A 23523-nucleotide genomic window follows, 5' to 3' on the forward strand; every position below is an offset into this window, starting at 1 on the left:
GGATGAGGGGTTTGTCTCGGCGAGTTCAAATGAGAGTTAGACTCGCGGAGACAGACCCCTCACCTGAGTGAGTCCGCGTCTACCGGCGTCACTGCCCTCTCCCGCAAGGGACGAGGGCGCATCAACGTGCGTCTCGCTTCGTGCGAATACTCATTTCGTCGCGCGCGCACCCGCGCTCACGATCGGCGGCTTCGCATTCAGCGCTTCCACCTGAAAGCCGGCGACGCGCTTGTAGTTGGCGGCAACATCCTCGAGCTCCTGTTGCGACAGTACGTCAGTGACGACCTTGTAGCCATCCGGCGCGCGCTCCTCGACGAGCTGCATCACCTGCTCCGGGCCATTCTTGCGGTTGAGCAGGACGAGACTGGTGGTTGCAGGCCGCCGCTCCGCCTCATAGGCCAGCAGGGCCGCTTGCGTCGGGCCGTGCGCCAGGATCTCGCGGGTGATGGTGCGGGCATCGAGGATCGCCTGCGAGGCACCGTTGGAGCCGATCGGGTACATCGGATGTGCGGCGTCGCCCATCAGCGTGACGCGGCCGAAGGTCCATTGTGACACCGGATCGCGATCGACCAGCGGATATTCATAGGCGTGCGGGCAGTTCTTGATCAGGCCCGGCACGTCGAGCCAGTCGAACTGCCAGCTCTCGAACCAGGGCAAGAACTCTTCCAGGCGCGCGGTGCGGTTATAGTCCTCGCGCCGCCATTGATAGGTCGGCGGCATGTGGCGCTCGGCAACCCAGTTGATCAGATGGTTGCCCGCGGCGTCAGGTCCCTTCGAGATCGGATAGCAGACGAATTTCAGGATCTCGTGGCCGGCCATGATCATGGTGCGGCCGCTGAGGAAGGCCTTTGCAGGCGTGACGCCGCGCCAGAGGATGCGGCCGTTCCAGATCGGCGGGCCTTCGTCGGGATAGAGTTTTTCTCGCGCGGCGGAATGGATGCCGTCGGCGGCGATCAGGATCGTGCCGTCGTAAGTCCCCGCGGCCTTGCCGGTGGCCTTGTCGATGAAGTCGGCGCGCACGCCGTCAGCGGTTTCGCTCCAGCCCGTCAGATGGTGGCTGGTGAGGATGTTGTCGCGGCCGAGGCGCTCGACCGCGGTGTCGAGCAGCAATTGCTGGAGCGTGCCGCGATGGATCGAAAACTGCGGCCATTTATAGCCGGCCTCCAGCCCGCGCGGCTCGCTCCAGATCGGCTTGCCGTGCTTGGAGAAATAGGCAAGCTCGCGGGTGCGCACGCCGCTAGCATCGAGCTTGTCCATCAGGCCGAGCTCGATCAGCTCGCGCACCGCATGCGGCAGCACGTTGATGCCGACGCCGAGCGGCCGCAGCTCAGCGACGCTCTCGAACACTTTTACGGGAATGCCGATTCCGTGCAAGCTGAGCGCAAGCGTCAACCCGCCGATGCCGCCACCGGCGATGAGTACGGTCATGGGAAAGCCCCTCCAACTCGGGGCGTCTTGGCACAGCCGGGCGCCGGTGGGCAACTGCGAAGAGCGAGAGTACTAGAGAACGCCGTGCTATGGACCTCGGGGCCCGCAGCCGTTACCTTCCGGCTTTCCCATGAGGTCCGACATGCTCAAGCTCTACTACGCCACCGGCACCTGCGCGCTCGCCACCTACATCACCCTGGAAGAAGCCGGCGCCGACTACGCGGCCGAGCGGCTGAGCTTCAAGACCAACCAGCAGAACAGCGCGGAGTATCTCGCGATCAACCCGAAAGGCCGCGTGCCGGCGCTGGTGACCGATCGCGGCGTCCTGACCGAGACCCCGGCGATGCTGGCCTATCTCGCGCAGACCTTCCCCAAGGCGAAGCTCGCGCCGCTAGACGATCCCTTCGACTTCGCGCAGGTGCAGTCGTTCAACTCCTACCTCTGCTCGACCGTGCACATCAACCATGCCCACAAGATGCGCGGCGCACGCTGGGCGAGCGAAGAAAGCTCGTTCGCCGACATGAAGGCGATGATCCCGAAGACCATGGGGGCCTGCTTCGCCCTGATCGAGCAGAAGATGTACAAGGGGCCCTGGGTGATGGGCGAGCAGTTCACGATCTGCGATCCTTATCTCTACACCCTGTCGACCTGGCTCGAAGGCGATAGCGTCGACATCAACTCGACGCCGAAGATCGCCGATCATTTCAAGCGCATGTCCGACCGCCCTGCCGTGCGCAAGGTGATGGACGCGCAGAAGGCGTAGGGCTCTTGTAGGGTGGGCAATGGCGCGAAGCGCCGTGCCCACCATCTTTCCAAGCCATAAAGAAGTGGTGGGCACGCTTCCGCCTTCGCTCTTCGAGCTATGGAGGACAAGTCGCTTTGCCCAGCCTACGAAGCCTTCGGCTTTTCCAATTCGCGTCCCGTCTCCAACATCAGCCGCCTGAGCCAGATCGAGCCGGGATCCATCTGTGCGCGGGTCGGGTAGAACATGAACTGCTCGTCGATGCCGGGGTCGAGCGGCGGCGTCACCGTGACGAGGCCGAGCTTCTTGGACAGCGCCCCGATCAGCCGGTGCGGCACGAAGGCGACGAGGTCGGTGCGGGCAGCGACGTGCAGCGCTTCGAGATAGCCCGGGACGACCAATGAAATGTGCCGGTCGATGCCCTTGGTGCGCAGCCAGGTGTCGATCAGGTCCTCCGGCTGGCCGCGGATAATTACTCCGACATGGCGCGCGGCCAGGAACATCTCGTGCCGTTTCAGCTTCGCAGCCACGGGATGGCCGCGCCGCACCGCCAGCGCGTCGCTGTCGGTGTAGAGCAGCTGGCGGTGAAAGCCCTTGAAGGCGTTGCCGATCGAGATCACGAGATCGATGGTGCGGGCGAACTCGGCGTGGAAAATCGCCGGTCCCCGCCACGGCACCACGTCGATTCGGACATTGGGGGCGGCCTGCGTCACCTTTTCCATCAAGGGCGGCATCAACAGCTCTACCGCGAGATCCGGCATCATCAGTCGGAATTGCCGCTCGCTGCGCGCCGCGTCGAATTCGTCCGATAGGAACAGCCCGCGCACCTGATCGAGCGCCTGCGCCAGCGGCGCGCGCAAGGCTTGCGCCCGCGGCGTCAGCTCCATGCGCGCGCCTGTGCGGACCAGGAGCGGATCGCGAAAGATGTCGCGCAGACGCTGGAGCGCATGACTGGCCGCCGGCTGCGACAGCCCGATCCGCAAGGCGGCGCGGCTGACGTTGGCCTCGCGCAGCAGCGCGTCGAGCGCGGTCAGGAGATTGAGGTCGAGCGAATTCAAATTCATGAGGCGAATAGATATCATATCCACTATCGATTTGAAGAATTTAGAGGCGGCGGCGATGATCTCGATGTTCTCACAAAGGGAGATGCCGCCATGAGCGCGAGCGCCAACAAGAAGCTGATGCAGGATATCTTTGCCGCCGCCGCCAGCCGCGATCCGGCTGCGCGCGACCGCGCCTTGTTCACCGAAAGCCTTGCCGACGACGCCAAATGGATCGTGACCGGCCAGTACTCCTGGTCGCGCACGTTTTCGGGCAAACAAGCGATCCTCAACGACCTGCACGCCTATGTGCGGACCCGTCTTGTCGACCGGACGCGGACGGTCGCCCACCGCTTCACCGCCGACGGCGATGTCGTCGTCGTCGAAGCCAAGGGCGACAACGTCACGCCCGAAGGCGTGCGCTACGACAACGACTACTGTCTCGTGTTTCGTCTCGAGGACGGCAAGATCAACGAGATCCGGGAATATTGCGACTCGGTGCTGACCGAGAAGGCCCTCGGCCCGTTTCCGCAAACGGCCGTGAGGACCGCGAGCTGAGCGGATTGAGCAGCGTCGCGTCGCCGACCGGTGCCGTCGGCCGGGGGCGGCGATGGTCGTGTCGATGGCGCAGGCCGGACAGGCTGCAGCGGCCTGCATGGCGCTGCGGGCTTCGCGCCAAAACCTTGCTCACCTGCCGATAAAATCAGCAGATCTTGTGCCGTATGACGCATGCGCGCGCGAAAAATTTGAAGGTTCAATTAACGAGTGTCCCCCATTGTGTCGCGGTGCAGCGTGGGTCGCGAACAACGCGATCCGCGGCTGCCGGGGTGGCCCGATAAATCGCCGGAGTTGTTCGTCCGCCCGAATTGACATGCTTCTGAGTGGACAGTGGGAATGCCGAGTTTTCGTTTGCGGATCAGGGGACGCCTGTACGCAGGTTTCATGGCCTTGGTGGCGGTTGGTCTTGTGATGGCGGTGGTCGCCATCTGGAATTTGCGGTCCGTTCAGGATCAGGTCGAAAAACTCTCCAAATTGTCGGACAGCACGGCGCGCGTCCTGGAGATATCGACCCATTTTCAGGCCATCCAGCGGGCCAATCTGCGCTACATTTACGACGCCAACGAGCCTGCGATGCGGGAGGCTGCCGAGCGAGAGACCGCGGCGACGGGGCTATTACAGCTCGGAGCAAAGGGCACCCTCTCGGAGGAGCGGCGGAAGCTCTACAACGATCTGATCGCCGACATCGCCAAAATGAAAAGCCTGCGTGATAGTCTCGGCGACGCCGTCAACGAGGCGCGGACCGGCAAGGCGACGCTGTTGCCGAGCGGCGAAGAGCTGACGGTGAAGATGGCCAAGCTGGTCGATGTGGCCCGCGCCGCCGCCGACGACGACACGGTGTCGCTCGTCGCGGACCTCGAATCCCGGGTCCTGCTGGTTCGAATCGCGAACTGGCGCTTCCTCGCTCTGCGCGACACCAACGGCCCCACCGCCTTCAGAACCAATGTCGACAGGGCGGTGCAGCGGCTCGCGGCCGTCGAAAGGAGCCCGCAGGCGGCCGACCTTCGCTCGTCTCTGACGCCCGTGAAGACCGCCCTCGGTATCTACAAATCCGCGTTCGAAACGACCTCAGCCGCGATGCTGCGGTCCGACGAGATCTACCACAAGGATCTCGCACCGCTCATCTCCGCGAGCATCGCCAAGCTCAAGGTCACGGAAACGGCCTTGAAGACGGATTACAAGGATTCGCGCACCGCGTCCGATGCTGTGATCGACGGCACGACCTCGCTCCAGGCGATCGCGGGCGGCCTCGCCGTCCTGTTCGGACTGATCGTCGCCTTTCTGACCGCCCGCAGCATCGTGGGGCCGCTGACCTCGATGACGCGCGCAATGGGGCTGCTTGCCGGGGGCAATCTCGCCGTCGAGATCCCTTCGCGCGGCAAGGCCGACGAGATCGGTGACATGGCCAAGGCGATCGACGTCTTCAAGACCAACATGATCGAGACGGCAAGGCTGCGCCATGAGCAGACCGCAACCGAGGCCCGGCAGGCCGAAGGCCGCAAGGCCGACATGGCCCGGCTCGCCAGCCAGTTCGAGCAGGCGGTGGGCGAAATCGTCGATACCGTATCCTTGGCATCGCACGAGCTCGAGGGCTCGGCCGGCACCCTGACCGCAACCGCGAGGCGCGCTCAGGATCTCTCCACCGAAGTGCAATCCGCCTCCCAGGAAGCCTCGGCCAATGTGCAGGCGGTGGCCTCCGCGACCGAGGAGTTGTCCTCCTCGGTGACGGAGATCGCGCGCCAGGTGCAGGAATCGGCGCGCATTGCGGGCGAAGCCGTCGGTCAGGTGAGCAAGACCAACGCGCGCGTCAGCGAGCTCTCCAAGGCTGCAGCCCGCATCGGCGACGTGGTCGAGCTGATCAGCACCATCGCCGGCCAGACCAACCTCCTGGCGCTGAACGCCACCATCGAGGCGGCGCGCGCGGGTGAAGCCGGCCGTGGCTTTGCCGTGGTCGCCTCGGAGGTCAAGGCGCTCGCCGAGCAGACCGCGAGGGCCACCGGTGAGATCGCCCAGCAGGTTTCGGGCATCCAGGCCGCGACGGAGGAGTCGGTCGGCTCGATCAGGGAGATCAGCGGCACCATCGAGCGACTGTCGGAGATCTCGTCGACGGTTGCCGCCGCCGTGGAGGAGCAGGGTGCGGCGACGCAGGAGATCTCCCGCAACGTGCAGCAGGCGGCCCAGGGCACGCAGCTCGTGTCGTCCAACATCGGCGACGTGCAGCGCGGGGCTTCCGAGACCGGCTCGGCGTCTTCGCAGGTGCTCTCGGCGGCACGCTCGCTGTCGGCCGACAGCAACCGCCTGAAGCAGGAAGTCGCCAACTTCCTGAGCTCGGTCCACGCCGCCTGAGCCTCAAAAGCAAAAGGCCACGCGCATGCGCGTGGCCTCGCGTTGTGACCGGACGCGATCAGGCGACTTTCGTCGTCATGTGCTTGAACATGTTGCTGCGGGCCTCGTCGTCCATCTCCGCCTTGAAGGTGAACTTGTCCTTCAGAGCGATCGCGCGCGTCGCCGCAGGCCGCGCCGTGACCTCGTCCACCAGCCGCTTGACGTTCGGGTATCGCGCGAAGGCATCGTCGCCGAGCTTGAACGGCAACATCCGTGCCCAACCCCACAGCGCCATGTCGACGATCGAATAGCTGTCGCCGACCATGTAGCGGCGGCCTTCGAGGTGACCGTCGAGAATCTTGTAGTGACGATCGGTCTCGAACTGATAGCGGTTATGCGCGTAGTCGTGGTTCTGGTCCTTCGGCGCGAAATGCTTGAAGTGCACGGCCTGGCCCGAATACGGGCCGACGCCGGTGGCGACAAACATCAGCCATGACAGCATCTCGCCGCGAAAATTGGCGGCCGGCAGGAATTTTCCGGTCTTCTCGGCGAGATAGAGCAGGATGGCGTTGGAATCGAACACGATGGTGCCGTTGTCGTCGATCGCCGGCACCTTGCCGTTCGGATTGATCTTCAGATAGTCCGGCGTGAACTGCTCGCCCTTGCGGGTGTCGATCTTCACCGGCTCAAAGGCCAGGCCCGACTCTTCGAGATAAAGCGCGACCTTGGTCGGGTTCGGCGAGCCATTGAAATAGAATTTGAGCATCGGGCATCTCCCCTGTGTTTGTTGGCTGAGAGTGGAGGCAGCAACATGTCCGCAAGCGGCCTTGTCTTGCCTGAACCTTATCGGGGAGGGCAACCGGCGAGTTTGCCGGGCGGTATCTGCGCGCCACGCAGATCAGCCGGCGTAACAAAGGCCGATCGCCGCCGTAATGACCATGGCCGCGCCCACGACCTCCAGGCGCAGCCCGAGCCGGGTAGCGATATGCATGTCGGAAGCTCGCGCCTTGCGCTCCGATCCGCGCGCGTAGCCGTGAACGATGACGTCGTGATTGAAGCTGTCATGGGCCTCGTTGCTGCTGGCGAGCCCGACACAGACCACGAGCACGCCGAACAAGGCGAGGCCGAAAAATCCCAGCAGCGCGATCAGGAACATCGGAAACATGCCGAGCAGAAAGATCGGCAGCAGCGGCACCAGCAGCAATGTCTCGGACTGTCGTCGCATGGGAGGACCGGTCGGGACGGGGCGCAGGCGATTAATCTAGTCCCTGCGGCGGCCGTGTTCAACCAGTCTCGTCATTCCGGCTCTTGCCAAGAGGCGCGCTCCGGGATGACGAAAGGAAGGCTACCCCGCCGCCATGCCGGCGCGGATTTCGGCGCGGAGTTCGTCGATCAGCTTGAGACCCTTCTTGGTCTCGATGTGCCAGAAGGTCCAGCCGTTGCAGGCTTGCGCGCCTTGCGCCACTGCGCCCATGCGGTGGATGGAGCCGACCTTGTCGCCGAACATGATGGCCCCGTCGGCGCGGACCAGTGCGCCGAGCTTCTTTTTGGCGTCGAACAGCTTGGTGCCGGGCATGATCATGCCACGCTCGATCAGCTCGGAGAACGCAACCCGCGGCGCTTCGCGCGCCGTCATGAACGGGGCGAGGCTTGCCTCCGGCAGCGGCTCGACCGCGGCGATGCGCGCTTGTGCGGCTTTCGCATAAGTCTTGTCGCGCTCGAAGCCGATATAGGAGCGGCCGAGGCGCTTTGCGACCGCGCCGGTGGTGCCGGTGCCGTTGAAGGGATCGATCACGAGATCGCCGGGCTTGGAGGACGACAGCAGCACGCGCGCGAGCAGGCCTTCCGGCTTCTGCGTCGGGTGCACTTTCTTGCCGTCGGCGCCCTTGAGGCGCTCCTCGCCGGTGCAGAGCGGGATCAGCCAGTCGGACCGTGCCTGCACGTCCTCGTTGGCGGCTTTCAAGGCTTCGTAGTTGAAGGTGTAGCCCTTGGCCCTTTCGTCGCGCGCGGCCCAGATCATGGTCTCGTGCGCGTTGGTGAAGCGACGGCCGCGGAAATTCGGCATCGGGTTGGTCTTGCGCCAGACGATGTCGTTCAGGAGCCAGAAGCCGAGGTCCTGCATGATCGCGCCGACGCGGAAGATGTTGTGATAGGAGCCGATCACCCAGATCGTCGCCGACGGCTTCATCGCGCGGCGGGCGGCAAGCAGCCAGGCGCGAGTGAAATCGTCATAGGCGGAGAACGAATCGAACTTGTCCCAGTCGTCGTCGACCGCATCGACATGGGATTCGTCGGGGCGCTTGAGATCGCCCTTGAGCTGGAGATTGTAGGGTGGATCGGCGAACACCAGGTCGACCGAACCAGCCTGAAGCTTCGACATCTCTGCGACGCAATCGCCGAGGACGATGCTGTGCGAAGGAGACTCAAAATTTGTGCGGGGCGCCCTTGCAGACGCCCCGCGACGCGACTCTACCATGACTCAAGAACTCTGACTCAGGCGACGCTGTCGGCGACGCGGGACCAAACAACCGACTGACCGTTACATTGAAGCGGCAAAGTAAAAATCGACTTAACCCGCCGCTTTCGTGAATAGCTCTCACATCGCGCCTTGCACGCGGTTCGCTCCGCGCATTCGCCGTGTTTTGCAGTGTATTTCGTGTTTCTTCGCGTTGCGGCTGTGATCGGAGCGCAAAAAGACTCGAAATTCCTCTCGGAAAAAATTGCTCGATGCCCGGAAAAAATTGCTGGCATTGCCATGCTGTCGCACTAGGCAATAATTGCCGAGCGGGATATTGATTAACGCAATGGAAATTTTACCTGCATGGTGCGTTGAGCTTTGCCGCCTTTGCGCCCAATGATGCCAGCCAGGACCGAGGGAAGCCGCCATGCGCTACGATGATTTCCGCCGCAGCGACGACATCGAGGATCGTCGCGACGATGGTGGCGGCGGCGGTGGAGGAGGCGGGTTCGGCCTCCCCATGGGCGGCGGCGGGCTCGGCATCGGCACCATCATCGTGCTCGGCCTGGTCGGCTACGCCTTCGGCATCGATCCGCGCATCCTGATCGGCGGCGCCGAGATCCTCACCGGCGGCGGCCAGGCGCCGTCCTACCAGACCGATCGCCAGTCCACCTCGGCCAAGCGCGGCGCGCCGACCGACGAGATGGGCAGCATGATCTCCGGCATCCTCGGCGAGATCGACGACCGCTGGAGCGAGATATTCCAGGCCTCGGGCCAGTCCTTTACCGGTCCGAAGGTCGTGCTGTTCCGCAACGTCACCAATGGCGGGCGCTGCGGCCGGGCGGAGTCGGCGATGGGACCATTCTATTGTCCGCCCGACAGGACCATCTTCCTCGACACCGGTTTCTTCCGCGAGGTCGAGACGCGTTTTCGCGGGTGCTCCGGCAAGTCCGCCTGTAACTTCACCACCGCCTACATCATCGCCCATGAGGCCGGCCATCACATCCAGAACCTGCTCGGCATCATTCCGCGCGTGACGCGCCTGCAGCAGCAGGCCGGCAGCAAGGCGGAGTCGAATGCGCTCCAGGTGAAGGTCGAATTGCAGGCCGACTGCTTGTCCGGTGTCTGGGTCAATCGCGAGGCGAAGAAGCGGCCGAACTTCCTGGAGCCGGGCGACATCGACGCCGCACTCACCACGGCGAGCGCGATCGGCGACGACACGCTGCAGCGCCAGTCCACAGGCCGCGTCGTGCCCGATTCCTTCACCCACGGCTCGGCCGCGCAACGCAAACAGTGGTTCATGACCGGCTACCAGCAGGGCACCGTCCAGGCCTGCAACACGTTTGGTGGCGGACAGTAGGGGTTATCCGTCATCCTGAGGTGCTCGCCAATTGGCGAGCCTCGAAGTATGGCGAGCCCGTGGCCCATCCTTCGAGGCGCGCCAGAGCGCGTACCTCAGGATGACGTCAGTGGGCGGGGAAAGAAGGTGCGTTGCAATGACCTCCATCGACGAAACAAAACAGTTCGTCCCGCTCAACATCGCGGTGCTCACCGTCTCGGACACGCGCGCGCTCGCGGATGATAAATCCGGCCAGACCCTGGCCGACCGTCTCCTTGCGGCTGGCCATCATCTCGCCGCGCGCGAGATCGTCACCGACGACGTCGAGGCGATCCGCGCCGTCATCCGCCGCTGGACTGCGGACGCAGGTGTCGACGTCGTCATCACCACCGGCGGCACCGGCTTCACCGGGCGCGACGTCACGCCGGAGGCGGTCGAGCCCCTGTTCGAGAAACGCATGGACGGTTTCTCGATCGCGTTCCACATGCTGAGCCACGCCAAGATCGGCACGTCGACGATCCAGAGCCGCGCCACGGCCGGCGTCGCGGGCGCAACCTACATCTTCTGCCTCCCAGGTTCGCCCGGTGCCTGCCGCGACGGCTGGGACGGCATCCTCAAAGCCCAGCTCGACTACCGTACGCGTCCCTGCAATTTCGTCGAGATCATGCCGCGGCTGGACGAGCACCTGCGCCGGACGAAGGCGCAGGGCTCGACGGTGTAAGTGCTTGCTTCCCTTCCCCCCTTGTGGGGGAAGGTGGCGCGAAGCTCCGGATGAGGGGTATCTATCGGCACGGAGTGCTCGGAGACATACCCCTCACCCTAGTGAGTGTGTGTCTACCAGCGTCGCTGCCCTCTCCCGCAAGGGGCGAGGGCACATTTATGCGCATCTCGCCCGCTGTTGCAGCATCAGAGATCCCGCTCCCACGTTTCCCCAATCAGATCCTGCCCGAAGCTGTGATGCGGCTCGGTCTTCACGAGCCTGAAGCCTGCACTTTGATAGATGCCCCGCGCGGCGACCAGGATGCTTTGCGTCCACAGCGTCATCTTGCTGTAGCCCCTCTCGCGTGCGCCCTGGATGCATTGCTCGACCAGCGCGCGGCCGACACCGAGTCCCCGCGCTTTCTTTTCCACCTGCAACAGGCGCAGCTTGGCAATCTCGTCCGTGGCCTTGACCAGAAAGATCGAGCCGACCGGCTCGCCATCCACTTCCGCAATCCAGCAGTGCTCGCGCGCGGCGTCATAGTTCTTGATGAATTGTGCGCAGATCTCGGCGACCAGGGCCTCGTAGCTGATATCCCAGTTGTAGTCGGCCGCATAGGCGGCGGCCTGCCGGGAGATGACCCAGCCTATGTCGCCGATGCGATGGCTGCGCAGCATAAATGCCGCGGGCTGGATTCGGCGCTCCAGCACAGCCTCGATGGTCGCCATAGCCTGCGTGAGCCGCGTTGCATCGCTGGCCGAAAGCTGAGCCAGCATTGCGGCGACCTCGTTTTGCGAGCCCAGGTTCAGCTTGGCAAAGCTCTGGCGCCCCTTGGCGGTGAGGCTGAGCTGGTATTGCCTGCGATCCGCGGGCAGGGGCTTCCGGGTGATCAGCCCCTTTTCGTCGAAGCTCTGCACGATGCGGCTGAGATAGCCGGGGTCGAGGCCAAGCTCGTTGCCGATCTCCTTTGCGGCAAGGTCGTCCCGTTGTGCGAGCTCGTAGAGCACGCGGGCCTCGCTGAGCGAGAACGGGCTCTTGCCAAGGTGCTGGTCGAGCACGCCAAGCTTGCGGGTATAGAAGCGGTTGAAGGCGCGAACCGCTGCGACGTGGTTCTCGGTACCGTCAAATGACATGGCTCACCTCGATACTTGCCATTGTCAAATAATTATTTGACTTTGGCAAGTATTGAAGTGCTTCAGCCGACCATGACGATCCGGCTGCGCAGCATGATCCGCGACGAGCGGCCGAGCCGCCGGAGCAACCGCGCCTCGGAGCGGCGGGCTTGGGGCGGGTAGCCGCCGATGCGGTCGTAGTGATCACGCGCGATCAAAAGTCCCTGATCGCCGAAGGGACCGACGAGCTTGCGCATCAGGGCCCAGAGGATATCGCGGAAGCCGGCATCGGCGTAGGGTGAGCGGGCATAGCGGAAGACGGCCGCACGATCCCGGCCGCTGGTCGAGACGGACTGGATAAACTGGGCGGTTTCCTCGATCCAGCCGGTTTCCAAGACGGCGCCCGCGGGGAGGAACATCAGCCAGGACGAACGGGCCTGGAGTGCGCCGGCGGCGAGCGCGGCGCCCTGCGTGGATCCTTCGAAGCCGATGAAACGGCAGCCCGCGACGTCGGCAACGCGCTCGATGACCCCATTGCGGGTGCCATCGACGAGGAGCACTTCCCGGATGATGCCTGCGGCGGCACCGGGTACCAGCGCGGCCAGAGTTGCGACCGCCGTCTGCTCGACGCCTTCGGTCGGAATGATGACGCTCAGCATGATTGAGGCTTCAGTGTCCACACTTCGGGAGAAGCGTAGCTCATTATCAGGGCGTCATAAAACATGTGGCGCTGCCGAGTGCAACTTTCCGGCCGTGCTTCGGTATACGATGGTAAACCGCCGCGGCTGTCGCATCAAAATTTGTCCCGTACGGTCCACGATATCGCCAATGTGTCGGCCCCAGCCTATCCTCTCCGTATTAATCCGGAGGTGAGCCGTAATATTGCGCGGCGGGCCGGCCGTTCGCAATCCCGCACGAGGAAGGTCGCGATAGCGGACGAGCGCGAGAGCGGGAAAAACGTGCAATCACGCTGCTGACGAGGGCTTCGAATGAACGCCGGTCAACCTGCTGTTCGTAGCACCGCCGCACAATGTCGTGCGATCATCAGTTCCTCATTCGTTGGAATGACGAAGACATCGGCTGCGCTATCGTCACCGCTAATGCGCTCGCGCGCCGCATCATTCGCAGCCGCATCGATGCGTACACCGAGCCAGTCGAGACGCTCACCGATCGCTCTGCGGATTTCCCTGGCATGCTCGCCGATGCCGCCGGTGAAGACCAGGCAGTCCAGCCCGGCAAGCGTCGTCGCCATCGCCGCCACCTCCTGCGCGGCGCGGAAGGTGAAGAGCTCGACCGCCTCCCGTGCCGCAGCTTCGCTGCTCGCAAGCAGCGTCCGCATATCCGACGCGATGCAGGAGACGCCGAGCAGGCCCGATTCGTGGTAGAGCAGGTGCTGGACATCGTCGACCGACATCTTCTCGTGCTGTTGCAGATAGAGCAGCACGCCCGGGTCGATCCTGCCGCACCGCGTGCCCATCACCAGCCCGTCGAGCGGCGTCAGTCCCATCGTGGTGTCGATGCTGCGGCCGTCGCGCAAGCCGCACAGGCTCGCGCCATTGCCGAGATGCGCGATCACGGTGCGCTTGGCCACGAGCTGCGGCGCGATTCGGGCGAGCCGTCCCGCGACATATTCGAACGAGAGGCCATGAAATCCGTAGCGTCGGACTCCGCGCTCTTCATAACGTCGCGGAATGGCGAAGCGGCTGGCGGGCGGCGCAATGCCGTGGTGGAAAGCGGTGTCGAAGCAGGCGATCTGCGTCAGGTCGGGCCTGATCGCGCTGATGGCGCGGACCGGCGCCAGACACCGCGGCTGGTGCAGCGGCGCCAGCGGTGTCAACGCCTCCAGCTTTGCGGTGACATCGTCTGTCAGCTCGACCGGAGCGGAATAGTCCGGACCGCCATGGACGACGCGATGGCCGACGGCGCGCAAGCGATGGTCGCCGAAACGATCCTCGATGAAGCCGAGCATGTCGGCGAACAGATGATCGCTGTCCGCATCCGATGATTCCCTCCCTTGCTGGAACAGGTCTTCGCCCGCGGGGCTCTTCACGACGAGCCGCGGCTTCGTCTCGTGCTCGTCGAGCAGGCCCTTGCAGAGCGGGGTGGGCTCGGCCGCCGAGATCTCGAACAGGCCGAATTTGATGCTCGACGATCCCGAGTTGAGAACGAGAACGGTGTTCAACATGGCTGCTGTCAGTCGCCTGCCTCCGCCGGCGTGTTGCCGCCGGCGCTGTTCTGCCAGACCCATTCCTGGATTTCCGGCATGTCCTCGCCGTATTCGCGCACATAGCGCGAATGCTCGATCAGCTTGTCGCGGAATTGCTGCTTCACCTGCGCCGCCTTGGTCGCGAGCCCCGGCACGCGCTCGATCGCCTCGATCGCGAGGTGATAGCGGTCGAGCTCGTTGAGCACGACCATGTCGAACGGCGTCGTCGTGGTGCCTTCCTCGGCAAAGCCGCGGACGTGCATGCCGGCGTGGTTGGTCCGGTTATAGGTCAGCCGGTGGATCAGATAGGGATAGCCGTGATAGGCGAAGATCACCGGCTTGTCGCGCGTGAACAGGCCGTCGAAGTCGCGGTCGGACAAGCCGTGCGGGTGCTGCTCCCTGGGTTGCAGCGTCATGAGGTCGACGACGTTGACGACGCGGATCTTCAGCTCGGGCAGCGCCTTGCGCAGCAGGTCGACGGCGGCGAGCGTTTCCAGTGTCGGCACGTCGCCGGCGCAGGCCATCACGACATCGGGCTCGCCATTCGCGTCTTCCGTCCCGGCCCAGCTCCAGATGCCAATGCCGGCATCGCAGTGCGTGGCTGCCTCCGGCATCGACAGCCATTGCGGCGCCGGCTGCTTGCCGGCCACGATGACGTTGATGCGGTCATAGGTGCGCAGGCAGTGATCGGCGATCCACAGCAGCGTGTTGGCGTCCGGTGGGAAGTAAATGCGGACGATATCGGCCTTCTTGTTGGCGACGAGATCGACGAATCCGGGGTCCTGATGGCTGAAGCCGTTGTGGTCCTGGCGCCAGACATGCGATGTCAGCAGATAGTTGAGCGAGGCGATCGGGCGTCGCCACGGCAGATGCCGCGTCACTTTCAGCCATTTGGCATGCTGGTTGAACATGGAATCCACGATGTGGATGAACGCCTCGTAGCAGGAGAAGAAGCCGTGCCGGCCCGTGAGCAGGTAGCCCTCTAACCAGCCCTGGCAGAGATGTTCGCTCAGGACTTCCATCACGCGTCCGTCCTGGGCGAGATGCACGTCGTAAGGTTTTGTCGGCTCCATCCAGACGCGTTCGGTGGCCTCGAACACCGCATCGAGCCGGTTTGAGGCGGTTTCGTCCGGGCCCATGATGCGGAAGTTGCGGGCCTCGGCGTTGAGGCGGATGACGTCGCGCAGGAATTTGCCGAGCTCGCGGGTTGCCTCCGCCACGATGCCGCCCGGCTGAGGAACCTTGACGGCGAAGCTGCGGAAGTCCGGCAGCTTCAGCTCCTTCTTCAGAAGGCCGCCATTGGCGTGCGGATTGGCGCCCATGCGGCGATTGCCTTCGGGCGCGAGCGCCTGGAGCTCGGCAACGAGCGCGCCGTTCGCGTCGAATAGCTTTTCCGGCTCGTAGCTGCGCATCCAGTCTTCGAGAATCTTCAGATGCGCAGGGTTGTCGCGGCAGTTCGCGACCGGCACCTGATGTGCACGCCAAAAACCCTCGACCTTCTTGCCGTCAACTTCCTTGGGGCCGGTCCAGCCCTTCGGGCTGCGTAGCACGATCATCGGCCAGCGCGGGCGTTCGACGCTCTTGCGGCCGTCGCGGGCGTGCTGCTGGATCGACCGGATGCTGGCGAACGCGACGTCGAGCGCGTCCGCCATGGCCTGGTGCATCAATTTCGGATCGTCGCCCTCGACGAATAGCGGCTCGTGGCCGAGCCCGCGGAAGAGATCGCGGATCTCGTCGTCGCGCATCCGGCCGAGCACGGTTGGGTTGGCAATCTTGTAACCGTTGAGATGCAGGATCGGCAGCACCGCGCCGTCATGGGCAGGATTGAGGAACTTGTTGGAGTGCCAGGACGCCGCGAGCGGGCCAGTCTCGGCCTCGCCGTCTCCGACGACACAGGCGACGATCAGGTCGGGATTGTCGAATGCCGCGCCATAGGCATGCACCAGCGCGTAACCGAGCTCACCGCCTTCGTGAATCGAGCCCGGCGTCTCCGGCGCCGCGTGACTCGGGATGCCGCCGGGGAAGGAGAATTGCCTGAACAGTTTGCACAACCCGTCGGTATCGCGCGCGATATCGGGATAGATCTCGCTGTAGCTGCCTTCGAGATAGGTGTTGGCGACCATGCCGGGGCCGCCGTGGCCGGGACCGCACACATAGATCACGCTCAGGTCCAGCGCGCGGATGACGCGGTTGAGATGGGCATAAATGAAGTTCAAACCGGGCGTCGTGCCCCAATGGCCGAGCAAACGCGGCTTGATGTGCTCGGGCCGTAACGGCTCGCGCAGCAGCGGATTGTCGAGCAGGTAAATCTGCCCGACGGAGAGATAGTTCGCGGCGCGCCAATAGCGGTCGAGCAGATTGAGGTCGCTGCTCGCTGCGGCCAATTGTTGTTGATTTGTCATGTTCCTGCCGACCTTCACCCGGGATCGTCACCAACCGAGTTCCGGCGAGATCGATCCTTCGGCAGCATCAAACGAGATCGCCGTGACGCCACTGTTGCGTGAGGTCAAAAGCGGGCGCGCGAAGTTTGGGCAGCTCTACTGTGCATGAGGTTGTTTTCACGTTTTTGGTTTGTGTTCTTGATTTGTTCCTTCGACGTGCTATCTTGGCTTCATGAGTCCAGCATCCTCTCATGCTCTCAAGCACCCGCCGGTCACGGCGCCCTCCGAGCCGGCGGGTGCGCCTTCTGACTTCCCTGAGCTGGCGGTCGCCATCGACCGCCAGCGCAGGCGAGGCCGGGGCGCGCAGTCCAACGCCAGCGGCCGCTTTGAGGCCGAGGCGCGCGTCGCATTCGACGATGGCTGGCAGAGCCTTGAAGAACTGCCTCCGTTCAAGACCACGGTCGGGATCGACACCTCGCGCAAGGTGATCACCCGCAACGAATCTCCCGACATCGGCTTCGACCGTTCGATCAATCCCTACCGCGGCTGCGAGCACGGCTGCGTCTATTGCTTCGCGCGGCCGACGCATGCCTATCTCGGCCTGTCGCCGGGGCTCGACTTCGAGTCGAAGCTGTTCGTGAAGCCCGAGGCGCCGGCGCTGCTCGAGAAGGAGCTTGCGGCGCCGGGCTACGAGCCGCGGATGATCGCGATCGGCACTAACACCGATCCCTATCAGCCGATCGAGCGCGAGCGCAAAATCATGCGCGGCATTCTGGAGGTGCTGGAGCGCGCCGGCCATCCCGTCGGGATCGTCACCAAGTCGGCGCTGGTGACCCGCGACATCGACATTCTCGCGCGCATGGCCAAACGCAACCTCGCCAAGGTCGGCATCTCCGTGACCTCGCTCGATCCGAAGCTGGCGCGCACCATGGAGCCGCGGGCGTCCACGCCGCCGAAGCGGCTGGAGGCGCTGAAGCAGCTTTCCGAGGCCGGCATTCCGACCACCGTCATGGTCGCGCCCGTGATTCCCGCGCTGAACGATTCCGAGATCGAACGCATCCTGGATGCTGCCGCCCATGCCGGCGTCAAGGAAGCCTCCTACGTGCTGCTGCGGTTGCCACTCGAGGTGCGCGATCTCTTTCGTGAATGGCTGATGGCGAACTATCCGGACCGCTATCGCCACGTCTTCACGCTGATCCGCGACATGCGCGGCGGCCGCGACTACGACGCGAAATGGGGCGAGCGCATGAAGGGCACCGGCCCGATGGCCTGGACCATCGGTCGCCGCTTCGAGATCGCCTGCGACAGGCTGGGGCTGAACAAGCGGCGCTCCAAGCTGACGACGGATCATTTTGCCAAGCCGAAGCGGAACGGCGATCAGCTCAGCCTGTTCTGAGGGACGAAGTGGGAGAGGCGTCGCATGAGTAAGGAACTGCCAGCCCCGATCCCGCGGCTCACCGTCATCACGCTGGGCGTGAGCGACATCCGCGCCAGTATTGCCTTTTACGACGCGCTTGGTTTCTCGCGCCGGCTCAAGGTGACCGGCGAGGCCGTGGCGTTCTATGACACCGGCGGTCCGGTGCTGGCGCTATTTCCCTGGGATCAGCTCGCGGTCGACGCCAAATTGCCGGATCATCCGAGGCCATCGACGTTTCGCGGCATGACGCTCGCATGGAACTGCCGCGTGCCTGAGGAGGTGGACGCGGTGCTGGCCTTCGCCGTCAGCAAGGGCGCCGCGCTGCTGAAAGCCGCGCATGAGACCGACTACGGCGGCTATTCCGGCTATTTCGCCGATCCTGACGGCCATCCCTGGGAAGTCGTGGTCGCGCCCGGCATCGAAGTCGGCGAGGACCGGCGGGTGCATCTGGCGGAATAGGGCGGCTGCCTTGAATAACGGGAATTGTCCGAGGTTCCCGGTTGCGCAGGCCATGCCGCTTGCGCACGATCCCGGCCATGATTCGGGATCAATCCGCCAAGAAGCCGGCCAAAGGCGCGCCCAAGAAGGCTGCGCCTGAGAACAAGAAGGTTGCGCCTAAGAACGAGAAGGCTGCGCCCAAAAAAATCGCCAAGGCGCTGGCCGGCACCAAGAGTGCCATCATCGTCGCCCCAAGCTTCCGCCGCGAGCGCGCGCTGATCAAGCGCGGCGTCTGGCCGGTGGCGGGCTGCGATGAGGCCGGCCGCGGGCCGCTGGCCGGTCCGGTGGTGGCGGCTGCGGTGATTCTCGATCCCGACCGCATCCCGCGCGGCATCGACGATTCCAAGCGCCTGACCGCCGAGGAGCGCGAAAGGCTGTTCGACAAGATCTGCGCCACCGCCCAGGTCTCGGTGGCCGTCGCCTCCCGCGCCCGCATCGACCGCGACAACATCCTGCGCGCCTCGCTGTGGGCGCTGAAGCGCGCCGTGGTGGCGCTGCCCGAGCAGCCCCGGCACGTCTTCGTCGACGGCCGCGACCGGCTCGACACGGAATGCGATTGCGAGGCCGTGATCGGCGGCGACGGCATCGTCCTATCGATCGCAGCGGCCTCGATCGTCGCCAAGGTGACGCGGGACCGCCTGATGTGCGCGCTGGCTCAGGACTGCCCCGGGTACGGTTTCGAGCAGCATAAGGGCTACGCCGTGCCCGAGCACCTCGATGCGCTCAACCGCCTCGGCCCCACCGTCCACCACCGCAGCTTCTTCGCCCCCGTCGCCGCCGCACGCGCCAAGCACATGCCCTGGACGGTCGAGCCGGCGCAGAATCTGTTTGCGGTGACCGAGATCGAGCTGCAGGTGGACACGAGCTCGGAAATCGACGCGTCGGCAAATCTCTAGACGAGACTCGGTTGCCACGACGCGTCACGCCCTCTATCAAAATAGTCGTGAGCGAATAGGGCCGGCTTCACGGGTTGGCTGCATCTTTCGGACGTTGCATGCGGTTTACCTCCCTGGTCATCGAGCTCATTCGCGCGCGGCCGCGGCTGATCGTCTGGATCGCCGTGCTGCTCCAGGCCGCGATGTGGCTGTTCGTGGCGCTGGTGTTTTATCGCAGCCCGCCCGGCAGCCTCGCGACTCTGCTGGCCTTCGGCCGCGAATACCAGGTCGGCACTGATTTGGGCCCGCCCTTGCCGGTCTGGCTCGCCGACATCGCCTATCGCACTGCCGGCGGCCACGTGTTCGGCGTCTACGTCCTGGCGGAGCTCTGTGGGGTCGCGACCTTCATCGCGCTCTATCATCTGTCCCGCGCAGTGGTCGGCGCCCAGCAGGCAGTGCTGGCCGTGCTGCTGACCATGACGCTGCTGGCCTTCTCCTCGCCCGCACTCGACTTCGGCCCGCTGGTGCTGGCGCGGCCGCTCTGGGCGCTGCTGCTGCTGCATTCCTGGCAGATCATCGGACAGCGCCGCGGCAACGCCTGGTTTGCCTGGTCGATCGAGGCGGGCCTCCTGCTGCTGACGACGCCGGCTGCGATCTTCCTGCTGCTGCTGATCGTCGTCTTCGCGCTCGCAACCGCGGACGGCCGCCGCACGCTGCGCGCATTCGACCCGTTGTTTGCGCTTGTTGTGGTCGCCGTGCTGGCATTGCCTTATGCCGTCTGGCTGATGCGCGCCGAGGCGTTCGTCCTGCCGTCCCTGCCGCAGGTTGCCGAGCTCAATGCCCGCGCACTTCACGCGGCTTGGCTGCTCGGGGGGCTCCTGCTCGGTGCGGCGGCGATCCCGGCGCTGACCGTGCTCAACACCGGCCTGTTCGTTCCCAAGAGCGAGGAGGCGCCGATCATCTACCGCCCGCCGGTCGAGCCGCTCGCGCGCAATTTCGTCTATTTCTTCGCGCTGGCGCCGGCGCTCGGCGCGGTGCTGATCTCGGGCCCGCTGGGCCTCGACGCCGTCGTCGGCGGCGCCGGCGTCGTGCTGGTGTTGTCGGGGCTTGCCGTGGTCGTGGGGGCCGGCGATCTCATCGCGATGCGCCGCGCGAGGATGCTGCGGATGGTCTGGGCGGCCGCCGTCATCGCGCCCGCAATCGGCGTCGCGCTCGCCGTCCTGCTCCTGCCGTGGACCGGTGCCAACGAGATCGCGACGTCGATGCCGGCGCGCGCGATTTCGGACTTCTTCGACGAGAGCTTTGCCCGCCGCACCAATCATCGCCTGCGCGCGGTGGCCGGCGAGACCCAGCTTGCGAGCCTGATCACGCTGCATTCCGGCCGGCCGCATCTGTTCATCGATGCCCAGCCTTCACGCACGCCGTGGATCAATCAGGCCAAATTCAACGAGACCGGCGGCGTCGTGGTCTGGCGTGCCTCCGACACCGCGGGCACCCCGCCGCCGGACATTCTCGCGCGCTTCCCGGGTATCGTGCCGGAAGTGCCGCGCGCCTTCGAATGGCTGGTGACCGGCCGTCAGCAACTGCTGCGCATCGGCTGGGCCATCGTGCGGCCGAAGGGGACTTAGTCGCTCGCTCTTTCCGTCGTCATTGCGAGGAGCCCTTGCGACGAAGCAATCCAGAGTCCCTCCGCGGAAAGATTCTGGATTGCTTCGCTGCGCTCGCAATGACGGGGAGAGGTCGTACGCCTCCTCACGCGCCCGCCAGCACCTTCGCGATCGCGCGCAGATCCTGCCAGGCGAGCCGCTTGTACGACGGCGAGCGCAACAGATAGGCGGGGTGGAAGGTCGGCAGCGCGCGAATGGTGCGCCCGCCCGTCTCGTAATCGAACCAGCGGCCGCGGGTACGCATGATGCCTTCGCGGGTCGACAGCAGCGTCTGCGTCGAGGGATTGCCGAGCGTCACCAGCACATCCGGATTCACCAGCTCGATCTGGCGCTGGATGAAGGGCAGGCAGATTTGCGTCTCCTGCGGCGTCGGCGTGCGGTTGCCGGGCGGGCGCCAGGGAATCACGTTGGCGATGTATGCGGTGGTGCGGTTGAGGCCTATGGCTCCGATCATCAAGTCGAGCAGCTTGCCGCTGCGCCCGACGAAGGGCAGCCCCTCGATGTCCTCGTCGCGGCCCGGTGCCTCGCCGACGAACATGATGCGCGCCTGCGGATTACCGTCGGCGAAAACCAACCGTGTCGCCGTGTGCTTCAGCGCGCAGCCGTCAAAGTTTTGCATCAACTCGCGCAGCGCCTCCAAGGTTGGCGCGGTGCGTGCGGCCTCGCGCGCCGAGGCGATCGCGATGTCGGGCGCGGGGGCCGCCTCGCCGCGCAACACTGCCGGGGCGGCGGCCGGCCGTGGGGCCTCGACCGGAGGTGGCGCGCGCGGGGCCGGAGGTGGAACATCCAATTCCGCCAAGCGGTCGATCGGTTCCTCCGCGAGCGTGCAATCGACTCCGGCCTCCAGATAGAAGGCGAGAAGCTCTCGGACCGTGGGTGCGGGTTCTGGGATCATCGGAAAGCTGACTATTAGTCCAGTTTGGGGCGCCTTGCACCCCGGCGAAACGCATTTCCGAGGTTGTCCTACCCGGAAAAATCGGAAACAAGAGGGCGCAATCGACCAAGGACCGTCTCAAGGGCTGAGATCAGATGAGCACCGAAGAACTTCCCCCGCGCGAATCCATGGAATTCGACGTCGTCATCGTCGGCGCAGGCCCCTCGGGCCTGGCTGCGGCGATCCGGCTGAAGCAGATCAATGCCGATCTCAACGTCGTCGTGGTGGAGAAGGGCTCCGAGGTCGGTGCGCATATTCTCTCCGGCGCCGTGATCGACCCGGCCGGGCTCGACAAGCTGATGCCGGACTGGCGCGAGGATTCCGATTGTCCTCTGAAGACCCAGGTGAAGGACGACCGCTTCTACTGGATGACGGGCGGCGGCGCGATTAGGCTGCCTAACTTCATCATGCCGCCGCTGATGGACAATCATCACTGCTATATCGGCTCGCTTGGCAATTTCTGCCGGTGGCTGGCACGCAAAGCGGAAGCGCTAGGCGTCGAGATTTATCCGGGCTTTGCCGCGGCCGAGGTGCTCTATGACGAGCAGGGCGCGGTGAAGGGCATTGCCACGGGCGACATGGGCATCGGCCGGGACGGCAAACCGAAGGACTCCTTTACCCGTGGCATGGAATTGCTCGGCAAGTACACGCTGTTCGCGGAAGGCGCGCGCGGCAGCCTGACCAAACAGCTCATCGCGAAGTTCGCGCTGGATACCAAGAGCGAGCCGGCGAAATTCGGCATCGGGCTCAAGGAAGTCTGGCAGATCGATCCCGCCAAGCACCAGAAGGGCATGATCCAGCATTCGTTTGGCTGGCCGCTCGATCTGAAGACCGGCGGTGGCTCGTTCCTCTATCACTACGACGACAACCTCGTTGCCGTCGGCTTCGTCGTGCATCTCAACTACGATGACCCGTATCTGTCACCGTTCGACGAGTTCCAGCGTTTCAAGACCCATCCGTCAATCCGCTCCACCTTCGAAGGTGCCAAGCGGCTCGCCTATGGCGCGCGCGCCATCACCGAGGGCGGCTATCAGTCGGTCCCGAAACTTAGCTTCCCCGGCGGCGCCCTGATCGGCTGCGCGGCCGGCTTCGTCAACGTTCCCCGGATCAAGGGCGTGCACAACGCGATGGGCACGGGCATGCTCGCCGCCGAGCACGTTGCGTCCGCCATTGCCGCCGATCGCGCCAATGACGAGATCGTCGACTACGAGAACGCCTGGCGCTCCTCCTCGGTCGGCAAGGATTTGTTCCTGGTCCGCAACGTCAAGCCGTTGTGGTCGAAGTTCGGCACGGTCCTCGGCGTTGCGCTCGGCGGCTTCGACATGTGGTGCAACACGCTGTTCGGCGGTTCGCTGTTCGGCACCCAGTCGCACGCGAAGCCCGATCGCGCGACGCTCGATCCGGCCAAGACCCACGCGCCGAGGACCTACCCGAAGCCGGACGGCAAGATTTCCTTCGACAAGCTCTCGTCGGTGTTCCTGTCCAATACCAATCATGAGGAGGACCAGCCGGTCCATCTCAAGGTCACGGACATGAACCTCCAGAAGACCTCTGAGCATGACGTGTTTGCAGGTCCGTCGAATCGCTATTGCCCGGCCGGCGTCTATGAGTGGATCGAGGAAGGTTCGGGTCCGCGCTTCCAGATCAACGCCCAGAACTGCGTCCACTGCAAAACCTGCGACGTGAAGGACCCCAACGGCAATATCACCTGGGTTCCCCCGGAGGGCGGCGGCGGTCCGAACTACGAGGCGATGTAGGCGGGGTCAGCAAGCCACAATCCAGGTTACCAAGGCCCAAGATTGCGTGACCTTGGCCCTGCGACGCACGTTCGCGTGAGAACCCG

General features: G+C 64.6%; 21 protein-coding genes. 11 read left to right on the forward strand and 10 right to left on the reverse strand.

The features are described 5' to 3' along the window. Positions 1 to 150: 150 nt before the first annotated feature. Positions 151 to 1428 carry a flavin-dependent oxidoreductase gene (locus IVB41_RS33445; protein WP_247438833.1) on the reverse strand — a complete coding sequence of 426 codons (1278 nt, stop codon included), beginning with the start codon at positions 1426 to 1428 and terminating at the stop codon, positions 151 to 153. A 142-nt stretch (positions 1429 to 1570) separates the two neighbouring features. Here IVB41_RS33445 and IVB41_RS33450 point away from each other — a divergent pair, with 142 nt between their 5' ends. Further along, positions 1571 to 2191 (forward strand): glutathione S-transferase family protein, encoded by a 621-nt coding sequence (locus IVB41_RS33450; protein WP_247438835.1) that lies wholly within the window; start codon positions 1571 to 1573, stop codon positions 2189 to 2191. A gap of 125 nt (positions 2192 to 2316) precedes the next feature. Here IVB41_RS33450 and IVB41_RS33455 read toward each other — a convergent pair whose 3' ends face one another. After that, positions 2317 to 3234 (reverse strand): LysR family transcriptional regulator, encoded by a 918-nt coding sequence (locus tag IVB41_RS33455; protein WP_247438837.1) that lies wholly within the window; start codon positions 3232 to 3234, stop codon positions 2317 to 2319. A gap of 90 nt (positions 3235 to 3324) precedes the next feature. On the opposite strand from IVB41_RS33455, the gene IVB41_RS33460 reads away from it, so the two are divergent. Continuing rightward, positions 3325 to 3768 (forward strand): nuclear transport factor 2 family protein, encoded by a 444-nt coding sequence (locus IVB41_RS33460; RefSeq protein ID WP_247438839.1) that lies wholly within the window; start codon positions 3325 to 3327, stop codon positions 3766 to 3768. Positions 3769 to 4104: 336 nt separating this feature from the next. Then, a complete protein-coding gene (locus IVB41_RS33465; protein WP_247438841.1) occupies positions 4105 to 6114 on the forward strand; it encodes a methyl-accepting chemotaxis protein in 2010 nt (669 codons plus the stop codon). Between the two features lie 58 nt (positions 6115 to 6172). On the opposite strand, the gene IVB41_RS33470 is transcribed toward IVB41_RS33465, so the two are convergent. The 3 genes from IVB41_RS33470 to IVB41_RS33480 form a co-directional block, all read right to left on the reverse strand. Beyond that, positions 6173 to 6859 carry a glutathione S-transferase family protein gene (locus IVB41_RS33470; protein WP_247291226.1) on the reverse strand — a complete coding sequence of 229 codons (687 nt, stop codon included), beginning with the start codon at positions 6857 to 6859 and terminating at the stop codon, positions 6173 to 6175. A gap of 132 nt (positions 6860 to 6991) precedes the next feature. Beyond that, positions 6992 to 7318: a hypothetical protein gene (locus IVB41_RS33475; RefSeq protein WP_027568594.1), complete on the reverse strand. Its 327-nt coding sequence runs from the start codon at positions 7316 to 7318 to the stop codon at positions 6992 to 6994. Between the two features lie 120 nt (positions 7319 to 7438). Continuing rightward, the gene (locus IVB41_RS33480; protein ID WP_276576689.1) at positions 7439 to 8569 is read right to left on the reverse strand and encodes a site-specific DNA-methyltransferase; all 1131 of its coding nucleotides are present in this window, start codon (positions 8567 to 8569) and stop codon (positions 7439 to 7441) included. A gap of 409 nt (positions 8570 to 8978) precedes the next feature. On the opposite strand from IVB41_RS33480, the gene IVB41_RS33485 reads away from it, so the two are divergent. Together IVB41_RS33485 and moaB are read left to right on the forward strand one after the other, a co-directional pair. After that, on the forward strand, positions 8979 to 9911 hold the full coding sequence (locus IVB41_RS33485; protein WP_027568595.1) for a neutral zinc metallopeptidase: 933 nt from the start codon (positions 8979 to 8981) through the stop codon (positions 9909 to 9911). 136 nt (positions 9912 to 10047) lie between these two features. Next, on the forward strand, positions 10048 to 10611 hold the full coding sequence (gene moaB, locus IVB41_RS33490; protein WP_247438845.1) for a molybdenum cofactor biosynthesis protein B: 564 nt from the start codon (positions 10048 to 10050) through the stop codon (positions 10609 to 10611). A gap of 185 nt (positions 10612 to 10796) precedes the next feature. On the opposite strand, the gene IVB41_RS33495 is transcribed toward moaB, so the two are convergent. The 4 genes from IVB41_RS33495 to IVB41_RS33510 all read right to left on the reverse strand — a co-directional run bounded on the left by IVB41_RS33495 (position 10797) and on the right by IVB41_RS33510 (position 16310). Beyond that, positions 10797 to 11723 (reverse strand): helix-turn-helix domain-containing GNAT family N-acetyltransferase, encoded by a 927-nt coding sequence (locus tag IVB41_RS33495; RefSeq protein ID WP_247438847.1) that lies wholly within the window; start codon positions 11721 to 11723, stop codon positions 10797 to 10799. Between the two features lie 62 nt (positions 11724 to 11785). Next, complete coding sequence (locus IVB41_RS33500) at positions 11786 to 12361, reverse strand: glycosyl transferase (protein ID WP_247291212.1); 576 nt, start codon at positions 12359 to 12361, stop codon at positions 11786 to 11788. A gap of 341 nt (positions 12362 to 12702) precedes the next feature. Continuing rightward, on the reverse strand, positions 12703 to 13887 hold the full coding sequence (locus IVB41_RS33505) for an acetate/propionate family kinase (RefSeq protein WP_247438849.1): 1185 nt from the start codon (positions 13885 to 13887) through the stop codon (positions 12703 to 12705). 8 nt (positions 13888 to 13895) lie between these two features. Further along, complete coding sequence (locus IVB41_RS33510) at positions 13896 to 16310, reverse strand: phosphoketolase (RefSeq protein ID WP_247438851.1); 2415 nt, start codon at positions 16308 to 16310, stop codon at positions 13896 to 13898. On the opposite strand from IVB41_RS33510, the gene IVB41_RS33515 reads away from it, so the two are divergent. From IVB41_RS33515 to IVB41_RS33535, 5 genes are all read left to right on the forward strand, one after another. Then, a complete protein-coding gene (locus IVB41_RS33515) occupies positions 16309 to 16458 on the forward strand; it encodes a hypothetical protein (protein WP_247438853.1) in 150 nt (49 codons plus the stop codon). The genes IVB41_RS33510 and IVB41_RS33515 overlap by 2 nt on opposite strands. 63 nt (positions 16459 to 16521) lie before the next feature. Further along, on the forward strand, positions 16522 to 17685 hold the full coding sequence (locus IVB41_RS33520) for a PA0069 family radical SAM protein (RefSeq protein ID WP_247438855.1): 1164 nt from the start codon (positions 16522 to 16524) through the stop codon (positions 17683 to 17685). 24 nt (positions 17686 to 17709) lie between these two features. Next, positions 17710 to 18165 (forward strand): VOC family protein, encoded by a 456-nt coding sequence (locus tag IVB41_RS33525; RefSeq protein ID WP_247438857.1) that lies wholly within the window; start codon positions 17710 to 17712, stop codon positions 18163 to 18165. 77 nt (positions 18166 to 18242) lie between these two features. Then, a complete protein-coding gene (locus tag IVB41_RS33530; RefSeq protein WP_247438858.1) occupies positions 18243 to 19100 on the forward strand; it encodes a ribonuclease HII in 858 nt (285 codons plus the stop codon). A 98-nt stretch (positions 19101 to 19198) separates the two neighbouring features. Further along, positions 19199 to 20707, forward strand: a complete 1509-nt coding sequence (locus IVB41_RS33535; protein WP_247438860.1) for a glycosyltransferase family 39 protein — start codon at positions 19199 to 19201, stop codon at positions 20705 to 20707. A gap of 124 nt (positions 20708 to 20831) precedes the next feature. Here IVB41_RS33535 and IVB41_RS33540 read toward each other — a convergent pair whose 3' ends face one another. Then, the gene (locus IVB41_RS33540; RefSeq protein WP_247438862.1) at positions 20832 to 21641 is read right to left on the reverse strand and encodes a uracil-DNA glycosylase family protein; all 810 of its coding nucleotides are present in this window, start codon (positions 21639 to 21641) and stop codon (positions 20832 to 20834) included. Positions 21642 to 21775: 134 nt separating this feature from the next. Between IVB41_RS33540 and IVB41_RS33545 the strand changes: the two genes are divergently transcribed. Then, entirely contained in the window at positions 21776 to 23437 is a 1662-nt protein-coding gene (locus tag IVB41_RS33545; protein ID WP_247438864.1) for an electron transfer flavoprotein-ubiquinone oxidoreductase, read from the forward strand. The last annotated feature ends 86 nt before the right edge of the window (positions 23438 to 23523 follow it).

This window comes from Bradyrhizobium sp. 44 (assembly GCF_023073095.1).
Taxonomy (GTDB): Bacteria; Pseudomonadota; Alphaproteobacteria; order Rhizobiales; family Xanthobacteraceae; genus Bradyrhizobium.